Annotated in this window: 21 protein-coding genes; 3 read left to right on the forward strand and 18 right to left on the reverse strand. The window is 31.4% G+C overall.

Annotation, left to right across the window (positions count from 1 at the left end):
• Nucleotides 1-31 precede the first annotated feature (31 nt).
• A complete protein-coding gene (locus tag DFQ10_RS11295; protein ID WP_115817538.1) occupies nt 32-991 on the forward strand; it encodes an aspartyl protease family protein in 960 nt (319 codons plus the stop codon).
• Complete coding sequence (locus DFQ10_RS11300) at nt 988-1,932, forward strand: hypothetical protein (RefSeq protein ID WP_115817539.1); 945 nt, start codon at nt 988-990, stop codon at nt 1,930-1,932. Before DFQ10_RS11295 ends, DFQ10_RS11300 begins: the two co-directional genes overlap by 4 nt.
• Here DFQ10_RS11300 and DFQ10_RS11305 read toward each other — a convergent pair whose 3' ends face one another.
• Nucleotides 1,933-4,263, reverse strand: coding sequence for an ATP-dependent helicase (locus DFQ10_RS11305; RefSeq protein WP_115817540.1), 2,331 nt, complete (start codon nt 4,261-4,263; stop codon nt 1,933-1,935).
• A gap of 99 nt (nt 4,264-4,362) precedes the next feature.
• Complete coding sequence (locus tag DFQ10_RS11310; RefSeq protein ID WP_115817541.1) at nt 4,363-5,931, reverse strand: hypothetical protein; 1,569 nt, start codon at nt 5,929-5,931, stop codon at nt 4,363-4,365.
• Between the two features lie 122 nt (nt 5,932-6,053).
• Between DFQ10_RS11310 and DFQ10_RS11315 the strand changes: the two genes are divergently transcribed.
• The gene (locus DFQ10_RS11315; RefSeq protein ID WP_115817542.1) at nt 6,054-6,575 is read left to right on the forward strand and encodes a DUF7935 family protein; all 522 of its coding nucleotides are present in this window, start codon (nt 6,054-6,056) and stop codon (nt 6,573-6,575) included.
• Between the two features lie 64 nt (nt 6,576-6,639).
• Here DFQ10_RS11315 and bshA read toward each other — a convergent pair whose 3' ends face one another.
• The 16 genes from bshA to DFQ10_RS11395 all read right to left on the reverse strand — a co-directional run bounded on the left by bshA (nt 6,640) and on the right by DFQ10_RS11395 (nt 22,791).
• Nucleotides 6,640-7,776 (reverse strand): N-acetyl-alpha-D-glucosaminyl L-malate synthase BshA, encoded by a 1,137-nt coding sequence (gene bshA, locus DFQ10_RS11320; RefSeq protein ID WP_115817543.1) that lies wholly within the window; start codon nt 7,774-7,776, stop codon nt 6,640-6,642.
• Nucleotides 7,777-7,965: 189 nt separating this feature from the next.
• The gene (locus DFQ10_RS11325; RefSeq protein WP_115817544.1) at nt 7,966-10,923 is read right to left on the reverse strand and encodes a glycoside hydrolase family 3 N-terminal domain-containing protein; all 2,958 of its coding nucleotides are present in this window, start codon (nt 10,921-10,923) and stop codon (nt 7,966-7,968) included.
• A 175-nt stretch (nt 10,924-11,098) separates the two neighbouring features.
• Nucleotides 11,099-12,538: a DUF3570 domain-containing protein gene (locus DFQ10_RS11330; RefSeq protein ID WP_115817545.1), complete on the reverse strand. Its 1,440-nt coding sequence runs from the start codon at nt 12,536-12,538 to the stop codon at nt 11,099-11,101.
• 14 nt (nt 12,539-12,552) lie between these two features.
• Nucleotides 12,553-12,762, reverse strand: a complete 210-nt coding sequence (locus DFQ10_RS11335) for a DUF4266 domain-containing protein (RefSeq protein ID WP_115817546.1) — start codon at nt 12,760-12,762, stop codon at nt 12,553-12,555.
• 2 nt (nt 12,763-12,764) lie between these two features.
• Entirely contained in the window at nt 12,765-13,748 is a 984-nt protein-coding gene (locus DFQ10_RS11340) for an FAD:protein FMN transferase (protein ID WP_245940695.1), read from the reverse strand.
• Nucleotides 13,738-14,175, reverse strand: a complete 438-nt coding sequence (locus tag DFQ10_RS11345) for a thioredoxin family protein (protein WP_115817547.1) — start codon at nt 14,173-14,175, stop codon at nt 13,738-13,740. The genes DFQ10_RS11340 and DFQ10_RS11345 overlap by 11 nt, the downstream gene beginning before the upstream one ends.
• An 86-nt stretch (nt 14,176-14,261) precedes the next feature.
• On the reverse strand, nt 14,262-15,485 hold the full coding sequence (gene serB, locus DFQ10_RS11350; protein WP_115817548.1) for a phosphoserine phosphatase SerB: 1,224 nt from the start codon (nt 15,483-15,485) through the stop codon (nt 14,262-14,264).
• A 124-nt stretch (nt 15,486-15,609) separates the two neighbouring features.
• Nucleotides 15,610-16,095 (reverse strand): ABC transporter ATPase, encoded by a 486-nt coding sequence (locus DFQ10_RS11355; protein ID WP_115817549.1) that lies wholly within the window; start codon nt 16,093-16,095, stop codon nt 15,610-15,612.
• Between the two features lie 35 nt (nt 16,096-16,130).
• Nucleotides 16,131-17,624, reverse strand: a complete 1,494-nt coding sequence (locus DFQ10_RS11360; protein WP_115817550.1) for a PH domain-containing protein — start codon at nt 17,622-17,624, stop codon at nt 16,131-16,133.
• Nucleotides 17,611-18,132 (reverse strand): PH domain-containing protein, encoded by a 522-nt coding sequence (locus tag DFQ10_RS11365; protein ID WP_115817551.1) that lies wholly within the window; start codon nt 18,130-18,132, stop codon nt 17,611-17,613. Before DFQ10_RS11365 ends, DFQ10_RS11360 begins: the two co-directional genes overlap by 14 nt.
• A gap of 15 nt (nt 18,133-18,147) precedes the next feature.
• Nucleotides 18,148-18,354 (reverse strand): hypothetical protein, encoded by a 207-nt coding sequence (locus DFQ10_RS11370; RefSeq protein WP_115817552.1) that lies wholly within the window; start codon nt 18,352-18,354, stop codon nt 18,148-18,150.
• A 12-nt stretch (nt 18,355-18,366) separates the two neighbouring features.
• Entirely contained in the window at nt 18,367-19,149 is a 783-nt protein-coding gene (locus DFQ10_RS11375; RefSeq protein ID WP_115817553.1) for a (Fe-S)-binding protein, read from the reverse strand.
• 9 nt (nt 19,150-19,158) lie between these two features.
• The gene (locus DFQ10_RS11380) at nt 19,159-19,341 is read right to left on the reverse strand and encodes a hypothetical protein (protein WP_115817554.1); all 183 of its coding nucleotides are present in this window, start codon (nt 19,339-19,341) and stop codon (nt 19,159-19,161) included.
• Nucleotides 19,342-19,343: 2 nt separating this feature from the next.
• Complete coding sequence (locus DFQ10_RS11385) at nt 19,344-20,657, reverse strand: (Fe-S)-binding protein (RefSeq protein WP_115817555.1); 1,314 nt, start codon at nt 20,655-20,657, stop codon at nt 19,344-19,346.
• A 13-nt stretch (nt 20,658-20,670) separates the two neighbouring features.
• The gene (locus tag DFQ10_RS11390) at nt 20,671-21,618 is read right to left on the reverse strand and encodes an MlaD family protein (RefSeq protein ID WP_115817556.1); all 948 of its coding nucleotides are present in this window, start codon (nt 21,616-21,618) and stop codon (nt 20,671-20,673) included.
• Nucleotides 21,619-21,672: 54 nt separating this feature from the next.
• Nucleotides 21,673-22,791 (reverse strand): N-acetylmuramoyl-L-alanine amidase, encoded by a 1,119-nt coding sequence (locus DFQ10_RS11395; protein ID WP_115817557.1) that lies wholly within the window; start codon nt 22,789-22,791, stop codon nt 21,673-21,675.
• Between the last annotated feature and the right edge of the window lie 28 nt (nt 22,792-22,819).

Consider the following 22,819-nt stretch of genomic DNA (forward strand, 5'->3'; position numbering starts at 1 on the left):
ACATTTTGATTGTACTTGTAGTCTATAAAGTATGAATCAATCAATCAACATCTTCATCGCCTTGCTTATTTCAGCAAAATTATTTGCTGCCGATTATAAGCCTCCTATTATTTTTACTAAAGCAGAAATTGTAAATGCATCAACCACAAGGATTCCTTTTAAAATTGTTGATCAACTTATTGTTGTAGAAGTTGAACTATTAAATATTGAAGGTAACTTTATTATTGATACAGGTTCGGAAACTCTAATTTTAAATAGTGTTCATTTTAAAACTACGACTAGATTTAGGCAAGAAAACAAACAAGCAAGTGGTGTGCATGGTAATATTGATAATGTACGAGAAAAGTTGCTTGATAAGTTAAGTATAGAAAGTCTTAATTTAGAGCAATTGAATGCTGACGTTATAGATCTTTCTCATATAGAAAAGATTAAAAAAATAGAAGTCTTAGGAATTATTGGTTATAACGTTTTAAAAGATTTCGAAATTTTTATAGACATGCATTTAAATCAAATAACCCTATCAAAAACAGATAAAAATGGAGAGCTTTTATCTAAAAAAGTATACGCAGAAACTATACATGATAGTATTAATTTTAAATTAAAAAATCACACAATAGTATTAGATGCTTTAATTGAAAACCATAAAGTAAAATTTGGGCTAGATACAGGAGCTGAATACAATCAATTGAATAAAAAATTAGATTCAGAAATTTTAGACTACTTTTATCCTAGTAAAGAATTAGGTCTTACTGGTGCTAGCGGTAAGAAAACACAAGTTATGGCAGGAAAATTGTATAGAGTTAAGTTGAACGATTCAATCTATTTTGGCCCTATGAAGACAGTGCTTACTAATTTAAAAAAAATGAATAGTGCTTTTAATACTAATCTCGATGGTGTTTTAGGCTTTGAATTTTTCGCTCAACAACGAACAATTATTAATTATAAAAAACAGAAACTATATTTTATTAAGTTTCCCATTATAAAGCCTTGAAAATAAAACCACAATATTTAATATTATTTTTTATAACATTAATATTCTCCGTTGAAACCTATGCTCAAAGTAAAACAGCAAAGGGTTATGATATCAAAGGAGAAGAGATTATTTTTATTTTTAATATCAATGACTATCCTAATATAAAAAACAATGGAGAAAACATTGATGCCGTTTATGTGTCTGGCGAATTTAATAATTGGGCTTTAGATCAATGGCCAATGAATAAGGTTAATGATTCTATTTACCATTTAAAAAAAGATTTATCATTATTTACTTCAAATTTTGGTTGGGAGTTTAAATTTATAGTAAACAGCAAACATTGGGCAGAACCTACGAGAGAATTTGAAAATAGTGTAGATGCTAAAGATTATAACGGCCATTCTTTAATGGTTTATAATCTTAAACTTTATAGTGCGTTTGCTACTGATTATGGTAATGTTAGCTTTAAACTGAAAGGTTTTAAAGATGCTAAAAATGTTATTTTAAGTGGCACTTTTAATCGCTGGGATGAAACAGGATTTATTATGAAACCTATTGAAGATGGTTGGAAAGTAACTCTACAACTAAAACCAGACATTTATGAATATAAATTTATTATAGACGGTGTCTGGATTGAAGATCCTCAAAACCCTTCAAAAGTAGAAAACGAATATGATGGTTATAATTCTGTTATAGACGTTCAAAAAAATGTAACATTTCGCTTATGTGATTTTGACGATGCAAAAACAGTAATATTAAGTGGTGATTTTAATAATTGGTCTGAAAATGATTACAAAATGATAAAATCTGAAGACTGTTGGATTTACAATAAAAGACTATCTGGCGGAAAACACCATTATAAATTTATTGTAGATGGACAGTGGATAATAGATCCGAAAAATTCTGTTAAAGAATATGATGGCAAAGGAAATATTAATTCAGTTTGTATGGTAAAGTAACTACTCTCTCATTATCTGAAGCTTAGCAAAGCGTAATAACAACTTTTTCACATCTCCTTTCTGAAATTTAATTTCAGCTTTAGCATCTGCACCAACACCTTCAATTTTAAGGACTTCTCCCCTACCAAAACGTTGGTGGTTCACCTTACTTCCAACTTCTAATTTCTTATCAAAAGAATCAATATCACTTTCAGCTTCACTTAAAGGTACCATCTTTTTTGGTGCGCTGATTTCAAAGTTTTCAGGCTTGGTCTTTGTTTTCTTCTTTGCCATTTTTGCAGTTTTCGGTTTTGCAAATCGTATGCGATTTGGTTCAATATCTCCAAATATAGACTTATCTAACATTGGATTAAAACGTTGTTCTTTTAAAGGTGTAACTATATTTACAAACTCATCGTCTATTTCTTCAATAAATCGGCTAGGTTCAGCATCTATCAATTTTCCCCAACGATATCGAGATAATGTATAAGTTAAATAAGCTTGTTTTTCTGCTCTAGTAATAGCAACATAAAACAAACGTCGTTCTTCTTCTAGTTCGCTTCGCGTATTCATGCTCATGGCACTAGGAAATAAATCTTCTTCCATACCAACGATAAACACATGTCCAAACTCTAGGCCTTTTGCCATGTGAATACTCATTAAAGCAACATGATCAGGATCTCCTTTATCTCCATCTAAATCAGTTGCCAAAGCTACATCTTCCAAAAATTCGGCTAACGAATCTCCTGCATCTGCCAATTCCATTTGTCCTTCAACAAAATCCTTTATACCGTTTAGTAGTTCCTGAACATTATCAATCTTGGTAATGCCTTCAGGTGTACCATCCTTACTTAATTCTCTAATTAAGCCACTGGTTTTAGTTACATGTTCTGATAAATCGAATGCATTTGCTGTCTGATTCATCACTTTGTAACTTTCAATAAGCGTTACAAAATCTCTTAATTTATTTTTGGTTCCACTATTAATATTAATAGAAACCGAATCAATATCTTTAATGAGATCATAAATTGTTTTACCCGTTGCATTGGCTGCCACCATCAATCGGTCAATTGTTGTTTGACCAATACCTCTTGCCGGATAATTAATCACACGTTTCAATGCTTCTTCATCTGCCGAGTTAAGAATAAGACGTAAATAAGCCGTAACATCTTTAATCTCTTTTCGTTGGTAAAAAGATAATCCACCATAAATTCGATATGGAATATCTCGTTTTCGCAACGCATCTTCAATTGCTCTCGATTGCGCATTTGTACGATACAAAACAGCAAATTCACTATGCGGCAGTTGGTTATTCATTTTGGTTTCCCAAATGGTACTTGCCACATAACGTCCTTCATCTGCATCTGTCATTGCGCGATGCACAATTACTTTTTCTCCCTCAACATTAGCTGTCCAAACTATTTTATCAATCTTAGTTTTATTATGCTCAATAACTGAGTTTGCAGCACCAACAATATTTTTAGTAGAGCGGTAATTCTGCTCTAATCGGTACATTTTAACACCATCATAATCCTTTTGAAAATTCAAGATGTTATTAATATTAGCACCACGGAATGCATATATACTTTGCGCGTCATCTCCTACTACACATATATTTTGAAAACGATCTGCTAAAGCGCGTACAATTAAATATTGCGAATGGTTAGTATCCTGATACTCATCGACCAAAATATAACGAAATTTATCTTGATATTGTGCTAAAACATTTGGAAAACGAGTTAATAACTCATTAGTTCTCAGCAATAAATCATCAAAATCCATTGCTCCAGCTTTAAAACAGCGATCTACATATTCTTTATAAATCTCTCCCATTTTTGGTCGCCTAGCCATAGCATCAGCTTCCATAAGTTCTGGATTTTTAAAGTATGCTTTTACAGTAACCAAACTATTTTTATAAGATGAAATACGGCTATAAACCTGCTTGGTTTTATAAATATCTTTATCGAGTCCCATTTCTCTAATAATGGAACCCATTAATTTTTGAGAATCTTGTGTATCGTAAATGGTAAAATTACTTGGATAACCAAGGTGATGTCCTTCAAAACGAAGAATTTTAGCAAAAACTGAGTGAAACGTACCCATCCAAAGATTTTTTGCTTCATCTCCAACAATATCAGCGATTCTGCCTTTCATCTCTTTGGCAGCTTTATTTGTAAAGGTCAATGCCAAAATATTAAACGAATCAATACCCTTACTCATTAAATAAGCTATACGATACGTAAGCACACGCGTTTTACCAGAACCTGCACCAGCAATGATAATCATTGGTCCATTAATCTGAACAGTGGGTTCTAATTGAGCGTCGTTAAGTTGACTAAGATACTTTTCCAAGCTAGTTTTTTTTGAAGCTGTAAAATTACGGATAGTCTTATGGTTTTCCGAATTGAAAGGCGATAAATTTTAAACAATGTTTCAATCGATTGATTTCAATCAATTTACTTTCTCTCCATCACCTATTAAAGAAGAGCGCAAACCACCTTTTAGATTTAACCAAATAAAATTAAAAACAGACTTAGTTGTATCCCGTTCAATGGTGTCTGCTTGTCCATATCTAAAATTCCTTTTTTCTTCTTCACTATCTTCCGAAACAAATAGATTCGCTATAGTTGATAAAAACTTATTCCTTTCTTTCTCATTTTTTTTCAGAATTGAAATTTCAAAATCATCGTACTTTATTTTTAGATCTATACGAGATGTTCTTGGGTTTCCACTTATAGTGAAATAGGTCTGTTTTAACTCACCATTTAAATCCACATTAAGATTGGGCTGGGTAAATTGATCCATTTGGGCTGCCTTAAACCAACCTAGATCTCCCTTAAATACAAATTGATCTGTTGTGTCCGCTACTTTAAAATTCCAGTTTACCTCTAACGATGAATTCTCCATGAAAGTAGAATTTACTTTTATAGACGTATCTGCATTCCCATTTGTATTTCCTAAATTAGTAATTGTGGCATCTAGGTTTATAAAATCTAGTCTTCCAGCCGGCTTATCTAATTTTACTTTTTCTAAATAGGAAATTTTACCTTGAGATATTTCAACTAAATTTAGCCCTAAATTAAACTTTAAATCTCTGAGCATAGTTCCATATAGTGGCTTGTATGAAAAATCATCTGCTACTAATTTATCTCTATATATTTCTGCTTCTGGTAAATTAAAATGAACATAATTAGACTTAAAATAGAATTGACCACCACTGTTAAACCCAAAATCCATATCAGAAATTTTCACTTCTTTTATGCCTAGCTTAAAATGATCGCGTTCAGTTTTTAAAATTTTTGAATATTGATTTTTATTATATTTAGTTTTTAATTTAAAGTCCTTAAAAGTTGCGCTATTACTGGTGATAACTATTGAATCTGAAAATAAATTATCAAATTCGTTAATTACCCATTTTAGATTTTTTGCGGTTAAATTAAAATCTGAGTAGATAAATTTCTTATTTAGTGTTGAGGCTTTCGGATTGATTTGAAAGTCCTTTAATTCAAAATTAAATTTTGGAATGCTTAAAACAGTAGAATCGGTATCGTAATCACTTATTAAAATATCTGCGTTATTAATTTTTATTTTTTTGATATCAATCACTTGTTCTATCTTATCTAAAAGTCCACTTTTATAGTCATCCTTCTTAACTATTGGATTGTGTAAATATTTTGCCACAAGCTGATTTACTACAACAGATTCAACAGAAATTTTATCGTTAAAAAGCAAATCCCAGTAACCAATATCATTGATTTCAATAGACTTTAATTTGGCATTTAGAATCGTTTTATTGGTGGTTTGTCCTGCTAAAAATACTGTTGGAGAAGTAACGACTAAATTTCCTGTCCATACGTTAACATCAATAGATGTATATTCTATTTTGGTAGAATCTAATTTAGTATTAATGAAAGTGCCGATTTTACGTTCTAAAAAATAGTTTACTAAAAGACTTAGAAATAGTATAACAAACACTATTATAACAATTACAATTGTTGTTTTTTTATATTTTGATTTCATATTTAAATTTTTCAAAATCTTTAAAATAAATTAACTTTACAGATTCGTGATTGAATTTACTTTAACGGGTCTAAATCTCTTAACGAATAACAAAATAATCTTAACTCAAAAAAACAGCTTTAATGGATATTGATAAAATTATAGAACTTCTTTTCAGCATTGCACCAGCAGCTATCGTTGGAGCAATTGCATATTATTTCTTTCAGCAGCACATACAAAATGAAAATAGCAGAAGACGCTTTTTATTGCAGAAAGATTTGCAAAAAGAAACGTTTCCACTGCGCTTACAAGCCTATGAGCGTATGGCACTTTTTTTAGAAAGGATTTCTCCATCAAAATTGTTAACAAGAGTAAACCCAACATCTTCAAATAAAGAAGATTATGAGGCTTTACTTATTGCAACTATTGAGCAAGAGTTTGAGCATAATTTATCGCAACAAATTTATGTTAGCGACCAATGTTGGTCTATAACACAAGCTGCAAAAAATGCCACTATACAATTGATTAGAAAAGCTACAATGCAAGAGAATACAGACTCTGCAAGTAAACTAAGAGAGGTTGTTTTAACAGAGTTAATGGAAAAACCAGCTCCGAGTAATGCAGCGCTTGCCTACATTAAAGAGGAAGTTAGCGAGATGTGGTAATTAAACTGAAGTATAAAAAACTGATTAAATCGTTCTTATAAAAATATCTAAAAGCTAAAACGAATTAATGAACTAAAAATTTCTTTAGAGTTTCTTCATAAATAGCCTCATACATTGGTACTATATTTCTTAAATCGAATTTCTTAGATTGTGCTTTTGCGTTCGCTTTAAAACTATTTAAAGTATCTGTATTAGATAAGATTTTTATAGCGTTCTCAGACATGTCTTTTACATCACCAACATCACTTAAGTAACCCGAAAAGCCATCTTCATTTACTTCAGATAAGCCTCCTGTATTTGTAGAAATAACAGGAACTCCGCTTGCCATAGCTTCAAGTGCAGCTAAACCAAAACTTTCGGTTTTTGATGGTAATAAAAACAAATCGCTAAAACATAATATTCTGTCAATTTCATTACTATTACCTAAAAATACCACACGATCAGAAATCCCCAACTCCTCAACTAATAGTTCTGCTCCTTCTTTTTCAGGACCTTCACCTACTAGCATTAATTTTGCTGGTAACTCTTTTTGGATGTTATAGAAAATTTTAATCACATCTGGAATTCGTTTCACTTCTCTAAAATTACTAATATGAGTTATGATGCGTTCATTCTCATCTGCCAACATTCCACGTTGACAATCAGTAAAATTATGTTCTTGCTTCTCTAAATCGATAAAATTTGGAACAACATGAATCTCTTTTTTAATATCAAACAAACGTAAAGTATCCTTTTTTAAACTTTCTGAAACAGAAGTAACTGCATCAGATTTATTAATACTAAAGGTTACTGCAGGTTTATAAAACGGATGACTACCTACTAAAGTAATATCTGTGCCATGCAACGTCGTTACAATAGGTATAGAGATACCTTCATCTTTAAGCATTTGTTGTGCCATATAAGCTGCATAAGCGTGAGGAATGGCATAATGTACATGTAATAGTTCTATACCATACAATTTAACCATATCTACAAGCTTACTTGATAAAGCTAGTTCGTAAGGCTGATAATGAAATAAAGGATATTCAGGAACATGAACTTCATGGAAATGCACATTACTACTCAATAATTCTAAACGTACAGGCTGACTATAGGTTATAAAATGAATCTCGTGTCCACGTTTTGAAAGCTCTAAACCTAATTCCGTGGCAACAACACCACTACCTCCAAATGTTGGGTAACATACTATTCCTATTTTCATGTAAATGCTTTAAATATTTTAAAATTTAATACCTGATAAAAATTCAATACTGCCATGTAGTCGAAATGTATTGAAATTCCTTTCTTAGCTATTAAATAATAATATTACTTTATTTCAATTTCTAAAGTTAGTTTTTTAGAATAAGTTTGACTTTAACTTTAAGACTTTTTAACTTTCAATGTTAAATACCTAATCTATGATTGCCTCATAAATTAAACGCTGAATCTCGGTTCTAATATTTTCTCGTAGTAGTAAGTTTTTACCAGCTTGCGGATAGGTTCTGTTAGCTAAAAAGACATAAACAATTTCTTCTTCTGGGTCTGCCCAAGCATAAGTACCAGTAAAACCTGAATGTCCAAAACTAGTCATTGAAAGACATCCACAAGTTGGACCAGCTTCACCTAACTGAGGTTTATCAAAACCTATACCTCTTCTGTTATCACTTTCACAATAATAACAATGATTAAACTTATCTATAGTTTCACTTTTTAGATAGCGTTTACCACCATAGAATCCTTTTTGTAAATACATCTGCATTATTTTGGCGACATCATTAGCGTTGCTAAAAACACCTGCATGACCACCTATTCCACCTTGCATAGCGGCTCCCATATCATGCACATAACCATGTACTTTTTTATAACGGTAATAATCATCTATCTCTGTAGGTACAATATCTTTTAAACTGAATTTATTACGTGGATTGTATGTGGTATAATTTGCTCCTAAAGACTTATAAAAACGATCTTCAGTAATTTCACTTAAAGGCTTATCATAGAACCCTTCAAGATAATTTTTAAGAATATAATAAGGCAAATCACTATAGCGATAACGCAAGGTAGATAGCAATTCGCTGTCTCTAATAATTTTCTGTATTGAATCTTTATAATCATTACGCATAAATAGCGTATTAGTTACTTCTACATCAAAACCTTTAGTTCTAGTTGCTCTATAATATTTAGGATCTGGTTTCTTGGTTACCGTATCTAAAGTGGCATAATAAAAAGGAATCCAAGGTTTTAGCTGTGCATAATGAGACAACATTTTCTTTAAGGTAACATTCTTCTTATTGGTGTTTTTATACTCTGGCATTAATTTGCTCAATTTATCATCGAGTGACAAAGCCCCTTTTTCCTCTAATTCCATTAAAACAGGCAGTGTCGCTAAGATTTTTGTTAATGATGCCACATCGTAAACATCATTAAAATCTACTTTATTTTTCTTTTCGTAAGTATGGTAACCAAAGTTTTTATTGTAAATCACTTTACCTTTTCTAGCAACTAACAACTGTATTCCTGGTGTCATTTTACCATCTACGGCAAGATTTGCTATAGAATCTATTCTGCTCAATAATTTTGAATCCATACCAACACGTTCTGGTAAACCATAACTTAAATTTAGTAATGCATTATAAGTTTCACCTGTACCAACCGGAAAGTATTCTCCTGTACTCACTGGTAATTTTCCTTTTGCTGGAATTGCACCAAAAAGAAGTTGTGCTGATTTTTCTTGCGAGATTTCACTATTCTGATAACTCATTACAATACTTTCAATATTATTTATAGAAAGTAAATCATCTAAGGCATATGGCCTTGCAAACACATCTAAAACAACAGTATTTGTTCTTGCTATTTCGTACAACCAAGCCATTTCCTTTTGCGAAAATTTGAAGCTTTTCCAAGGATTTGCATTTGATTTATGAAAGCCAATAACAACAGTATTATAATTATGAAGCTTCTCTATAATCTCGTCAAGCTTATCTGCTCTTATCTCATGAACTTTAGCATATTTTTTTAATTCCTCTAAAAACGCGGAACCTTCATCGTCTCCTAAAGAAACATAGGCAATTTTCTTAGTCTGCAAATCTCGTAATGGCAATAAGGAATTACTGTTTTTAACCACAGTAATTGCATTTTCAATAAGCTCTTCATACAGCAAATCATCTTTAAGCCTGTTTAAATCTTTTTCTAAATCATAGATTCCTATAGGTGAATAATTATTTAAACCTACTTTATACTTAGCCATCAATATTTTCTTAACAGAATGCGCTAGTCGTTCTTCAGTGATAACACCATTATTATAAGCTTCAACAAATTTAGCTATACCTTTTTCTGGATCTTCAGACATTAGCATTACATCATTTCCTGCTAAAAAAGCCATCAAATCAATTTCACCTCCTTGTACAATACTCTTCGTTCTTGTACCATCTACTCCTTTTTCAACATAATCAGCAGCACCTTTCATCGTTAAGGCATCAGTGAATATTAAACCATTAAAACCTAATTGTTCTTTTAAAATATCCGTAACAATATGTTTAGATAATGATGACGGAAACCCTCTTCTCTTCTCTAAACTCGGCACGTTTAAATGTGCAACCATTACACTTGCTAAACCTTGTTTAATCAATTTTCTATAAGGATACAACTCTACAGAATCAATTCGTTCTGCACTAAAATTTATAGTAGGCAATTTTAAATGCGAATCTTCTTCTGTATCGCCATGACCAGGAAAATGCTTAGCATTTGCTAGAGTCCCAGCACTTTGCATCCCTTTCATAAACGCTAATCCTTTTTCAGTAACGTTATCTCTATCTTCACCAAAAGAACGATTACCAATAATTGGGTTTTTAGGATTGGTATTTATATCTACTGCAGGAGCAAAATTAAAATGCACGCCTAATCGCTTACAATGCTCACCTATTTGTCTTCCTGTTTGTTCTACTAAATCATTATCTGTAATTGCACCAAGCGTCATATTCCAAGGAAAAGCATACGTAGAATCTAGTCGCATACTCAAACCCCATTCTGCGTCCATACCTATTAATAAAGGAATCTTAGAAGCCGCTTGCAAGGTGTTATTTAATTTTGCTTGACGTACTGGTCCACCATTAGAATAGATTAAACCACCTATGTGTTGTTCTGTAATTAATTTGGCTATTTCACTCTCATGAGCTTTCCCTTTGTCAGAAAATACCTGAACCATAAAAAGTTGGCCTATGCGTTCTTCAATTGAAAGAGAATTAAACAAATCATCTACCCATTTTTTCTGTTGGATAGAATCTTTGGTTTGAAGTGGGTTTTTAGCATGATCTTGAGCAAAACTGAACTGCAAACAGCTAAAAATAAGAATAAGGGCAAGGTAACGCATTAGCAATCTTTTATCGTTTATGGGTGTGATCTATCTAAATAAAAAGAAAAAATAATTCGACTTTATAATATATCAATTTATCGTTATTTAGATGATAACGAATATTGTGCCAAATTAGCATATTTCAAAGGAAGTAAAAAGACTTTAAGATAGAATTATAAAGAAGTTTTAACCGTTAATCTTGTACAAATTTAAATCCGATGCCAACGTAATTAGCACTTAATCCTGTATTGCGTTGATAATTATTGTATTTAAAATCGATAGTTTTTAAGCCATATTTCCAAATGTGAGTTTTAGTAAAAATATCGGTATAACTAATGCCAAAACCATATTGACTTGCATTAAATTTAGACAAATCATAGTCTGATGTATAAAACTCATCTGTTGATAAATGAGAATCATAAGGTGCAAAGTAATCCGATTCTGTTTGATTATAATATCTATACGAAGGATATAATGTGAATTTTGGAGAAATCTTAATAGGCACTTCTAAATTAAAGGTGTGCGACTGAATTCCCCAATCATCTGAGTAAAATCTATAATACGTTCTCAGCACAAAAGTCTCATTCAAATAATAATTTAATCTGAAACCAAAGGGCACTTTAAATCTACTAGAAGGTAATCGTTCAATATCGTCTGCTAAATGAAATACATCTTTATTACTTGAAGATGTATAATTTGAAATACTATTAGCATTACCAATATAATAATTATCTACATCAGAAAAATAAACACGTTGTAATGGATTTCCTAACCAACCATCTTGCTTTACAACATCTAAAAAGACAGAGAATTGCGCATTTTTACTTAATATTTGTGAAAAGCTTAAGGATACTGAATACGAATTTCTTGCTTTGTCATTTATAGATTGAAATCCATTAATAGGACTCCATTCTGTAGAATCATTGCCTTCTTGATCTATTATGGATACTCCGTAAAAAAATCCATCATTTAAATTTCCATTAACATCGCTATACGCCTTTAATTCTGTTGGATAAATTGGATTCCAAGTATCTAAATAAACTTTTCCGCTGACACCTAAAGTGGTGTTTTTTTCATTAAACAGTTTAGTTAATCCACCTCCAAAGCCAATAGAACTATAATCATATTCTCTAGAAAATGAAGCATCTGCATTCCAAATTGTATTTCTATCGTCTGAACTATGTGAATAATCCACGCCCAAATTAACCCAAGTATCTGAAGCAGAAGCACCAGTAGAAGTTACCCAAGGACTTCCTATTCTATTTGAAGCTGAATCTCTATCATCATCATCGTCGTCGTCATCGTCATCTTCACCAGAAGCTCCCGAAATGTCAAAAGGATTCCCATTACTCGACGATGCAGAAGTATAAGCAGAAAAACCAGCATCTATAGTAAGCACATTATCTGCACTCAAAGGAATACTCACTACAATTGTACCTGTTAAATCTGTCAATTCCTCAGTACCTATACCTCCTGTTACCGATGCATTGTTTCCGTCTTGAGCATAATATGTACTTAAAAAATCAACCTCAGTAGTTTCTAAAACTCTTTTTTTATAAACTGTTGTTGAATCTTGCTGAGCATTTAAAAAACCAAATGCAGTTAATAAAAGTAAAACGAGTATATTTTTCATTAGTCTTTCAATTATTAATTACAACCACAACCACCACCTGACTTTCCTCCATTTGCGCCAGACGCAGCTTCACGATAAACTTGATAACTTGTTTCAAAGCGATCTAATTTTTTCTGAGCCAAAGTCATGTCTGGATCACTCAAATTTACTTTTTCGTATTCCTTAACAGCCACACAAGAGGTGAGCGATGCTGTTAGCAATGCTATAATTAATACCTTTTTCATATCTACTCTTTGTTTTGCAATTCTATTTGTGATGAAGATACAATTTTATTGTCTTTATTAACAATAATGCACTCCACTCCTTTTAATTGATTTATAAAATCTAAACCAGCTTCTTCACCCATTACAAAAACTGAAGTCGCTAAAGCATCAGCTAATTCTGCATTTTGTGTGAAAATAGTAACACTTAAAATCCCTGTAGCAGGATAACCTGTTCTTGGATCAATAATATGTGTATATAAGATATTATTAAATCTAATATATTTTTCATAATTACCAGACGTTACAACAGCACTATTCTTTACAGGCATCCAAGAAAACACTTTTTCTTTATTGAGTGGATTTACAATAGCAACCATCCAATCCTTACCGTTAGGCTGAGTTCCCCAAGTATTTAAATCACCAGACGCATTAATAATTCCTGCAGAAACACCTTGATTAATAAGTAATGCTTTGGCCTTATCCGCAGCATAGCCTTTACCAATAGCTCCAAAGCCTATTTTCATGCCTTTTAACTTTAAAAAGACCGTTTGGTTAGCTGCATCTAAAATAATGTTTTCATAACCCACTTTCTCTACAGATTTTTTAATCGCTTCTTCTGAAGGCATAGTGGTCATTGAACCATCAAATTTCCAAATTTTATCCATTGAAGCATAACTAATATCAAATGCACCATCGGTTAACTTTGAAATTTTTAAAGCACGCTCAATTAATTGAAATAATTCTAAGTCTACTTTTACAGGCGTAATTCCTGCAGAATTGTTAATTAAAGATGTTTGCGATTTAGAATCCCAAGAAGAAATGAGATTTTCTATTCTTGTAATCTCATCTATTGCAGATGTAATATACTTATGTCCATCAATAGAATCTGAGGCTACGACAGAAATATCAAACCGACTTCCCATTAATTTTAGTGTTTTTGTGTACACTTCTTGGCTAAAACCAAAGGCACTGATAAAAACACTTAATATGAAAAGTTTAGTTTTCAAAAGACACTATTTTTTCAAAATACTTTGTAGGTGTTATTTTTTCGTAACCTAAACTTCCTAGTTGATTTCCTTCAGAATCTAAAACTACAACAAATGGAAAATAACCGTTTTTATTATATGTCTCGGCTAATTTGTTATTGTGTTCTTGTTGCTCAGCAGATAGTTTATTGTTTTTTCGTCTTGGAAAATCAGCTTGAAGCATTATAAATTTATCGCTTGCTAAGTCTTTAAATTCTTGCGTACTCCAAATTTCTCTATCTAATTTAATACAAGGCGCACACCAATCTGAGCCTTGAAAAACGAGAACAATTATTTTATCTTCATCTGAAGCTAATTGTTTAGAAGTTTCAAAATCAGTTTGCCAATTTTGCGAATACGATTGTATAGACATAAACGCAAAAACTATAATAAAGAGTTTGATTTTCATAATTTCATTTTGATAACTGATACTTAAAGTCGTATAAAATTACAATAAATTACAAACACATTAACATGAAATGGAAGTATTTACAATTATTGCAACAAATCAATCTGACGATCGTGATAACCCAACAAATACAATACGCCATCTAATCCTATGCTAGAAATAGAGCTTTGTGCATTGTCTTTTACTTTAGGTTTTGCATGAAAAGCAATACCTAAACCAGCTAGATTTAACATTTGCAAATCATTTGCACCATCACCAACAGCAATGGTTTGACTAATATCAATACCCATATTATCAGCTAACAATTGTAAATATTCTGCTTTTTTACTACCATCTACAATATCACCAAGATAGCCACCTGTTAAAACACCATCTTTAATTTCTAATTGATTAGCGTAGACGTAATCAATATCTAATTTTTCCTGAAGATAATGACCAAAATATGTAAAACCACCAGATAAAATAGCTGTTTTAAAGCCATAATAATGTAACGTATCGATTAAGCGTTTTGCTCCTTTAGTAATTGGCAAGCGTTCTGCAACTTCTTGTAACACAGATTCACTTAGACCTTCTAAAAGTTTCATACGTTGTTTAAAACTCTCCTGAAAATCAATTTCACCTTGCATAGCAGATTCTGTAATTGCTTTCACTTTCTCTCCAACACCAGCTAATTCTGCTAACTCATCAATAACTTCTGTCTGAATTAGTGTAGAATCCATATCAAAACAAACCAAACGTCTATTTCTTCTAAAAATATTATCTTCTTGAAAAGCAATATCAACATCTAACTCCTTAGATATATCCAATATTTTTTGAGTAAAATCAGACTTATCTTTTATTTCTCCTCTTATTGATAATTGAATTGATGCTCTTGGATATTCTACTTTTTTAACTAAAGATGTACGACCAGTTAATCGCTTTATAGAATCGATATTTAAGTTTCTTGCTGAAATTATTTTAGTGACTTCCGAAATTTGTTCTGCAGTCAATTTCTCGCCTAAAATAGTAACGATATAACGATTCTTCCCTTGCAGATTTACCCAATCTTCATAATCTTGAAGTGAAATTGTTGAAAATTTAGCTGTGATACCAAGCTCATAAGCTTTAAACAATAAATCTTTGAGAACTGCTGCTGATTTTTTTCCAGATTTAATTTCAAACATAATACCTAGAGATAAGGTATCGTGAATATTAGCTTGACCAATATCTAAAACTTTAGCATCGTATTCTGCTAATACTCCCGTTAAGCTTGAAGTTAATCCTGGTTTATCTTGTCCTGAAATATTTAATAAGAAAATGTCTGTAGCCACAGTTACTGATTTATACTTTTATAATTGTAAAAATCAAGATTCTATTTGATATATAAAAATTATTTAGACTGCGAATTATATAATAATAACCTGTAAAGTCTATATAATTCGTAACGTTAACCTTCTATTTAATAAATCTACTATGCCAGCTTTCGCTAGCAGGTACTTCCCAATTTTCATTAAATTCTGCAATATTGGTTACTAGGTTATTAAATACAATAGTGTTTTTAGATACTGATTTTTGTTGTGCCATTTTTTTGAAATCAATCAGTGGTTTATAAGCAATAAACTCACCTTGTTTATAAGACACATTCATTTTATCCATTAGATCTACATTATATTGCTGCTCTAATTGTTGTATAAAGTTAACTGAAGAATCTATAGAACAACCTGTTGCATTATTTAAACTTTGATCCATAGCTATCACAATAAATCGCTTATACACTAACTTATAACCCGCTTTTAAATCTTTTCCGTGAGCAGTCCAAGCCTCTATAAATGTATCTAATTGTGTTTTCAGTTGCTCTAATTCTTCGTCTGAAAACGAACGATTAGATTGGTAAATCCATACTCTAGATTCTTCTGGCAAAGTGTTAAAATCAACTAACATAATTATCTCTTTTTTATAAGAACAAAAGTACAATTTTACATCCAATCTTTATCTTGAGATTCCACCTTAAATAATAAGAAATTATAAATAGCTAAAGCTTCTGATTTCGAAACATAAGGAATTGTAACCGATTTAGATGCTGTGGAAATTACAACGGATGCAATACGTCTTCGATTTTGAAAAATGGTCTGTTTTATCTTTACTGCTTGAATTTTATGAATCTCCAAAATATTAGTTGTGGTATCAATCACTCCGCTCCCAATGGTCACAAAATCGTCTGAAATTATATAATACGCCTTTTTAAAAGCAAAATAAACATACAGTACTGCAAAAGGAATAAAAATGGTATTAATCAATAACATTTGAACACCAAAAAAGAACACAGATAAACCGTTAATAACAATACCAAAAACAAGCATTTCTAAGGCAGAAATTCGCATGAAATAAGGTCGTGGTTTTCCAGGTTCTCCTTCACCATTATATGTTATTAAAAGTTTATTTACGAGATAATTTAGTTGCTCTTTTTCTAAAGCAACAATTTTAAAATTCTTTTGTTGCTTTACATTAACCATGGCTTGTTTTACAGATAAGCTATGTAGATTAAAATATTGTTTTACACGGTTGGTTGTAATTACTAAATTCTGAATGCGGCTTGGAGTTAAACTCAAGGATACTTTATTAAAAAGGCCTTTATTAATTTCAATGGTTTTTTGATGTTCTACTACCTCCAAATTAAAATTAATGATAAACGTTTTTACCACTGAAAACAAAAAGGAAATTAAAATCACCACAACAACAATAATAACATTGGTGATTATTAAGTTTAAAATAGTGTGTTCATCTAATTTTACAAAATCATCAATATGCTTTTCTAATTCTAATGCTTCTAAAAAATCTTTAAATTCATTATAAAGTCCAAATGCAAAAGTGAATATCAGCAAAAAACTCTTAAAATGATTCTGAGACAAACCCTCTAATAGCAAACGTTTTGGCGTGACTTTAAAAAACACTTCTGTATCATCAATATATTCTTCTTGATCGTTTTCAATCGTTGCTTTAGTGAATAATTTCTTCTTTAATAATAAAGCCGTTGGTTTATCTAAAGCACTAATTTCAATTTCAGATTTTTTATCTCCTGCAGTTTCAATTTTAACAGAAACCACATTTATTAGCTGTTGTAAAAAATTTTGTTTGATATATACATTCTGAATTTTAGACTTCGGAATGATGGTATTATCCTTATTTATAATGCCTGTAGCTAAATGAAAATCGTCTTTATTGAGATAAAACTTAAAGTTGAGATATTTTAGAATCGCTATTATCAATATTATAATAAGAACTGCGACTAAGCCCAACAACATCATTGTTGGTGTTATACCACCAAACGTTTTTCGTCGCATTATTGAAACACCAAAAGCAATAAAAAGCACAAAAAACTTTTTAAAAAAATTAAAGGTATTAAATGCAAAAATGATAATAATACCTTTTGAAGATTGCCTTATAGGTTGTGAAAAATCAGTTGTTTCCATTAACCTTGTCGCTAATTATTTCCTTCATCTGTTTCGCTTCAAGATGTGGCAACCCTTTAATGCTTAAATCGCTACCTGCTTCTCCTGCTGTGAAAATTTTAAGTGTAGATAATCCGAAATATCTTGCTAACCAACTTCGAGATTCTTCAACATGTTGAATTCTAGATATCGGAACGGTAGTTATTGAGTGAACTATTAATCCTTTAGCATACACTACATCGTGCTCACGCATAGCGTATTTTCGTTTTTTAAATGCTAATAAACTTACTATGAAATTAAAAATACAGAACACTACTACAGCAGATAGCATGTAATATAAATTAAGTTGAACCTCTTCCTTTTTTTCAATAACATACTTTAAACCAAATACTAATCCAATTAAACCTGCATAGATGGCAAGTTTATTGAGCATAATAATTTTAAAATATGATTTTGAAATGGGTTTTAATACAAGACCTTCAACTTTTGGTAAGTTTTCTGTTTGAATCTGAAGATTTGTGAAGTTCATTGTTTATACATATTGTTAATCTTTCTTTTTTGTGATTTTATACCTAAAGGCATAACTCATTACTAGTCCAAAAAAGAAAGCATTAAATAGAAACTTTAGAAAAGAAAATGGTTGGTCTGTAAAATAATCTAAACCTGCCATTAATGAAGCATATAGTAAACCAGTGCCAACACCTGAAATAACCCTCTTTTTTAATGGTAGTTTTTCAATATTGTTTCCCACAACTTTATACTATTATGCATCAGCAATTAACTCAGCAATATCCATCACCTTAATGTCTGCTTCTTTTTCTTTGAATTTTACACCATCTGTCATCATGGTATTACAATACGGACAACCTGTAGCAATAATTTCTGGTTGTGTCTCTAATGCATCTTCAGTTCTTAGTATATTGATTTCCTTATTTCCTGGTTCGGCATCTTTAAACATTTGTGCACCTCCTGCTCCACAACATAAAGCTGTTCCTTTATGTCGTTTCATTTCTATTAAAGTTGCATTGGTTTTTTTAAGCACGTCTCTAGGTGCTTCATAAACACTATTTGCTCTACCTAAATAACATGGATCATGAAATGTAATGCGTTTACCTTTATACGTATTACCATCTAAAGTTAAACGACCAGAACTTATTAATTCTTCTATAAATTGTGTGTGATGAATAACATCATAGTTACCACCAAGACCAGGATATTCATTTTTAAGGCAGTTAAAAGAATGAGGATCACAAGTTACGATGCGCTTTACTTCATAAGCATTGAGCACTTCAATATTCATAACAGCTTGCATTTGAAATAAAAATTCATTTCCTGCACGTTTTGCTACATCACCTGTGTTACTTTCTTCAGTTCCTAAAACTGCAAAATCTACATTTGCCTTGTTTAAAATCTTTACAAAAGCTCTAGTGATTTTCTTTGCTCTATCATCATAACTACCAGCAGAACCTACCCAAAATAAAATTTCTGGTTGCTTGCCTTCTGCCATCATTTCTGCCATAGTAGGCACTTTTAGTTGCTCGCTCATGTTCTTTAATTATTGTTTCTTATAAGTTACAATTAATCCTAAACCAATACCTAGCAATCCGCCAGCTATAAATCCACCAAAAAATCCTGTTTCATAATTCCAAATAACAAAAAATGAAATCACTGACAAAATCAAAATTAAGATACCTAGTTGAAGTCTATATTGTGGTTTTAATTTTAAAAGATAACTCATATCTATTCATCCTTCCAATTTAAACGATCCATTTGGTTGTAAGGCCAAGGAGCACCATTGTTTTCTATATTGGTCATCATGTTATTTAATTCCATTGGTGCTGCACTTTGCTCCATTACTAAATAACGACGCATGTCCATAATAATAGATAATGGATTTATACTCACAGGACATTCCTCAACACAAGCATTACAAGTGGTACAAGCCCACAATTCTTCGTTTGTTATGTAATCTCCTAAAAGTTGTTTGCCATCATCTACAAATTTGCCTTTATTAAGGTCTATATTTTTCCCTACTTCTTCTAAACGATCTCTCGTATCCATCATAATCTTACGAGGCGATAATTTCTTACCAGTAAGATTTGCAGGACATGCAGACGTACAACGACCACATTCCGTACATGTATAAGCATTAAGAAGTTGCACTTGTGTTAAGTCCATAACATCACTTGCTCCAAATTTTGCTGGCACTTCGTCTTCTGAAGTCTCGGCTGGTGCAGCATAAGGATCCGCATCTGGATCCATCATTAACCTTACTTCTGCCGTAACCGCTTCTAGGTTATTAAATTTTCCTTTTGGCTCTACACTTCCGTAATAGACATTAGGAAATGCTAAAAGAATATGTAAATGTTTTGAGAAGTATAAATAATTTAAAAATATAAGAATACCTATGATATGAAACCACCAAGCAGCTCTTTCAATAGTGTGTAGCGTTCCTGCAGAAAAACCATCGAACCATGGAGCAATAAATTGAGAAATTATATTACCTGAACCCATGCTTTGGAATGTAGTATCTGTTGCATTCATTACCAAGAATAAACACATTAGCACTACTTCAAAATAAAGAATAATATTACCATCACTCTTTGGCCAACCTTTCATTTCTGAACTTAAGAAACGTTTAATCTTAATAACATTTCTTCTAATCCAAAATATAATTACAGACACCAAAACTAAAACTGCTAATATCTCGAATGATCCAATTAGAAAACCATAAACTGATTCTGGTAAAATTGATAAACCAATTCTGTGTGTACCAAAAAGGCCATCGATAATAATCTCTACAACTTCAATATTTATAATAACAAAACCAACATAGACAATAACATGTAGAAAACCAGAAACTGGTCGTTTTACTATTTTACTTTGGCCTAATGCTATATTGACTACGTTTTTCCAACGCTCAGAAGTATGGTCACTAGCATCAACTTTGTGCCCCAACTTAATGTTGCGGATTAACTTTTTTACATTGTTTGCAAAATAGCCAATACCTGCGATTAAAATAACTGCAAAAATGATATTTGGTAAATATTCCATATTTTGGAAGGATCTAATTATTATTTAATTCTGCTGCTGTAGGTTCCTCATAAGGAATCTCTTTTTTGGATAAAATACGTCTGTATCTCGCAGGATGTAATTTAATATCTAAAAGTAATAGCTCTAATTCTTTAGTTGCATTTTCTAAATTATCATAAAGCGCATCGTCTTTTAATAATTTGCCCATCGTACCTTCACCAGCTTCTAAACCAGATGCTAATTGATTGAATTTTAAGATCATTTCATCTAAATTCTTAACCGTATTAGCTAGATTAGCTTCATTCAAACTTTTTACTAAAACAGCTAATTCTGCACTTGTTTTATCAAAATTCTCTAACATGGATGCTATTTTCTCATCGTTCTTTCGAATTAGATCATTAGCCGAAAATGCTACATTTTTAAAAGATTTTAAAGTTGAATTTAACTCTGCTATGGTTTTTTTCAAGCCTTCATCAGAGTCGTCTATCACCAAATCATTTAAACTATTAACTAAAGTATCTGCCGATTTAAGCGTTGTGCCCAAATCATTGCTAATACCAGAGAAGTCATCACCTAAAGAACTGATAACACCTTCTTTTACTTCAGATAAAATATAATCACCAGCTTGGGCTGTATTACCGTCTGCAGCATCAATTATAGCTAAGGCACTACCTCCCATTAAACCTGTTTGGTATAACCTTACCTTACTGTTTTTAGAAAATTTTAATTTTGGAGTAACTGAAAATTCCACTATTGTTTTACCCGAATCAAAATCATAATCAATAGCTTCTATCTTACCTATCTTATTACCTTTTATCGTTACAGGAGACGACATAGTAAGACCATTATAATCAAACTTTGTATAGTAGTTATTAGAACTTGTAAATAAATCTTCTCCTTTTAGATAAGTGAATAAAAATATAAAAAGGGCAATACCAGATAATACTAATATGGCTGTTTTAATTTCTCTTGAGATTTTCAATGGGCTTTTCTTTGGTTTGAAACAAAATTAGGAATAAATATATTAATAATAATTTTAATCTTTAGCAGATTTCAAAGCCTCTGTCATACTAATTCTTTTACCCCCTTTAAATGCGACAATAAATGCTCCGGAATAACCATTTTGCTTCGCCTGGTCTTGAAGTCGGATCACTTCATTATAATCTGAAGTATTTCCGCTAAAATATTTATAGATTTTACCTGTATGTTCTCGTGAGATATCAGAAAGTCCCTTGAAGTTATATGATTTAGCTTCTAACTCTCTAGAACTTGCCGCAATTTGAACTTTAAAAGTAACACCATCAATAATTCTTGGTTCACTTTCTTCTTCATTTGCTGTCTGTTTGGTTTCAGCAACCATAATATGACTTCCAACATTTTGATCGAGTTCTTTTTTATAATCTAAAATAGCCGTTTTTATAGCAGTTGCCATTTTTGTCTGTCCTCCTTTAGTATTAAGATAACTACCTTCACTTTTATTGGTTAAAAAACCAACTTCTATTAAAACACTTGGCATATAAGTATTACGAATTACTAGTAAACTCGCTTGTTTTAACCCTCTACTTTTTCGCTTTGCACTATTTATAAAGTTATCTTCTATTTTACGGGCTAAAACAATACTTTGTTCAACATAGACTTCTTGTTCTATACCTATAGCAATTGTAGACTCTGGTGAACTAGGATCAAAACCTGCATAATTCTCCTTATAATTATCCTCTAAAAAAATCACTTCGTTTTCACGTTTAGCAACATCAAAATTTCGACCTGTATTTTTTTCTCCTAAAACAAAAGTTTCAGTTCCGCTTGCTTGAGAACTATGCGCATTACAGTGAATAGACACAAATAAATCAGCATCAGCTTTATTGGCTATATTAGCACGTTCATGTAATTCCACAAAAACATCAGTTTTTCTGGTATAAATTACCTTTATATCAGAATTCTTTTCTAAGGCTTTGCCAACTTCTAATGTTACTTTAAGCGCAATATTTTTTTCACTGTGTCCATTACCAACATTACCAGAATCATGTCCTCCATGTCCTGCGTCTAAAACCACAACAAACTTTTCTTCTTGCGCATGCAATGCAGCATAAGATGTTAAAGATGTTATAAATAAAAGGACAAATAATACTATTAAGTGTTTTTGGTTCGTTTGCATATTCAAATTAACGGTTTATCAACTCGGT

Source organism: Winogradskyella eximia, from assembly GCF_003386165.1.
In the GTDB taxonomy this organism is placed as follows: Bacteria; Bacteroidota; Bacteroidia; order Flavobacteriales; family Flavobacteriaceae; genus Winogradskyella; species Winogradskyella eximia.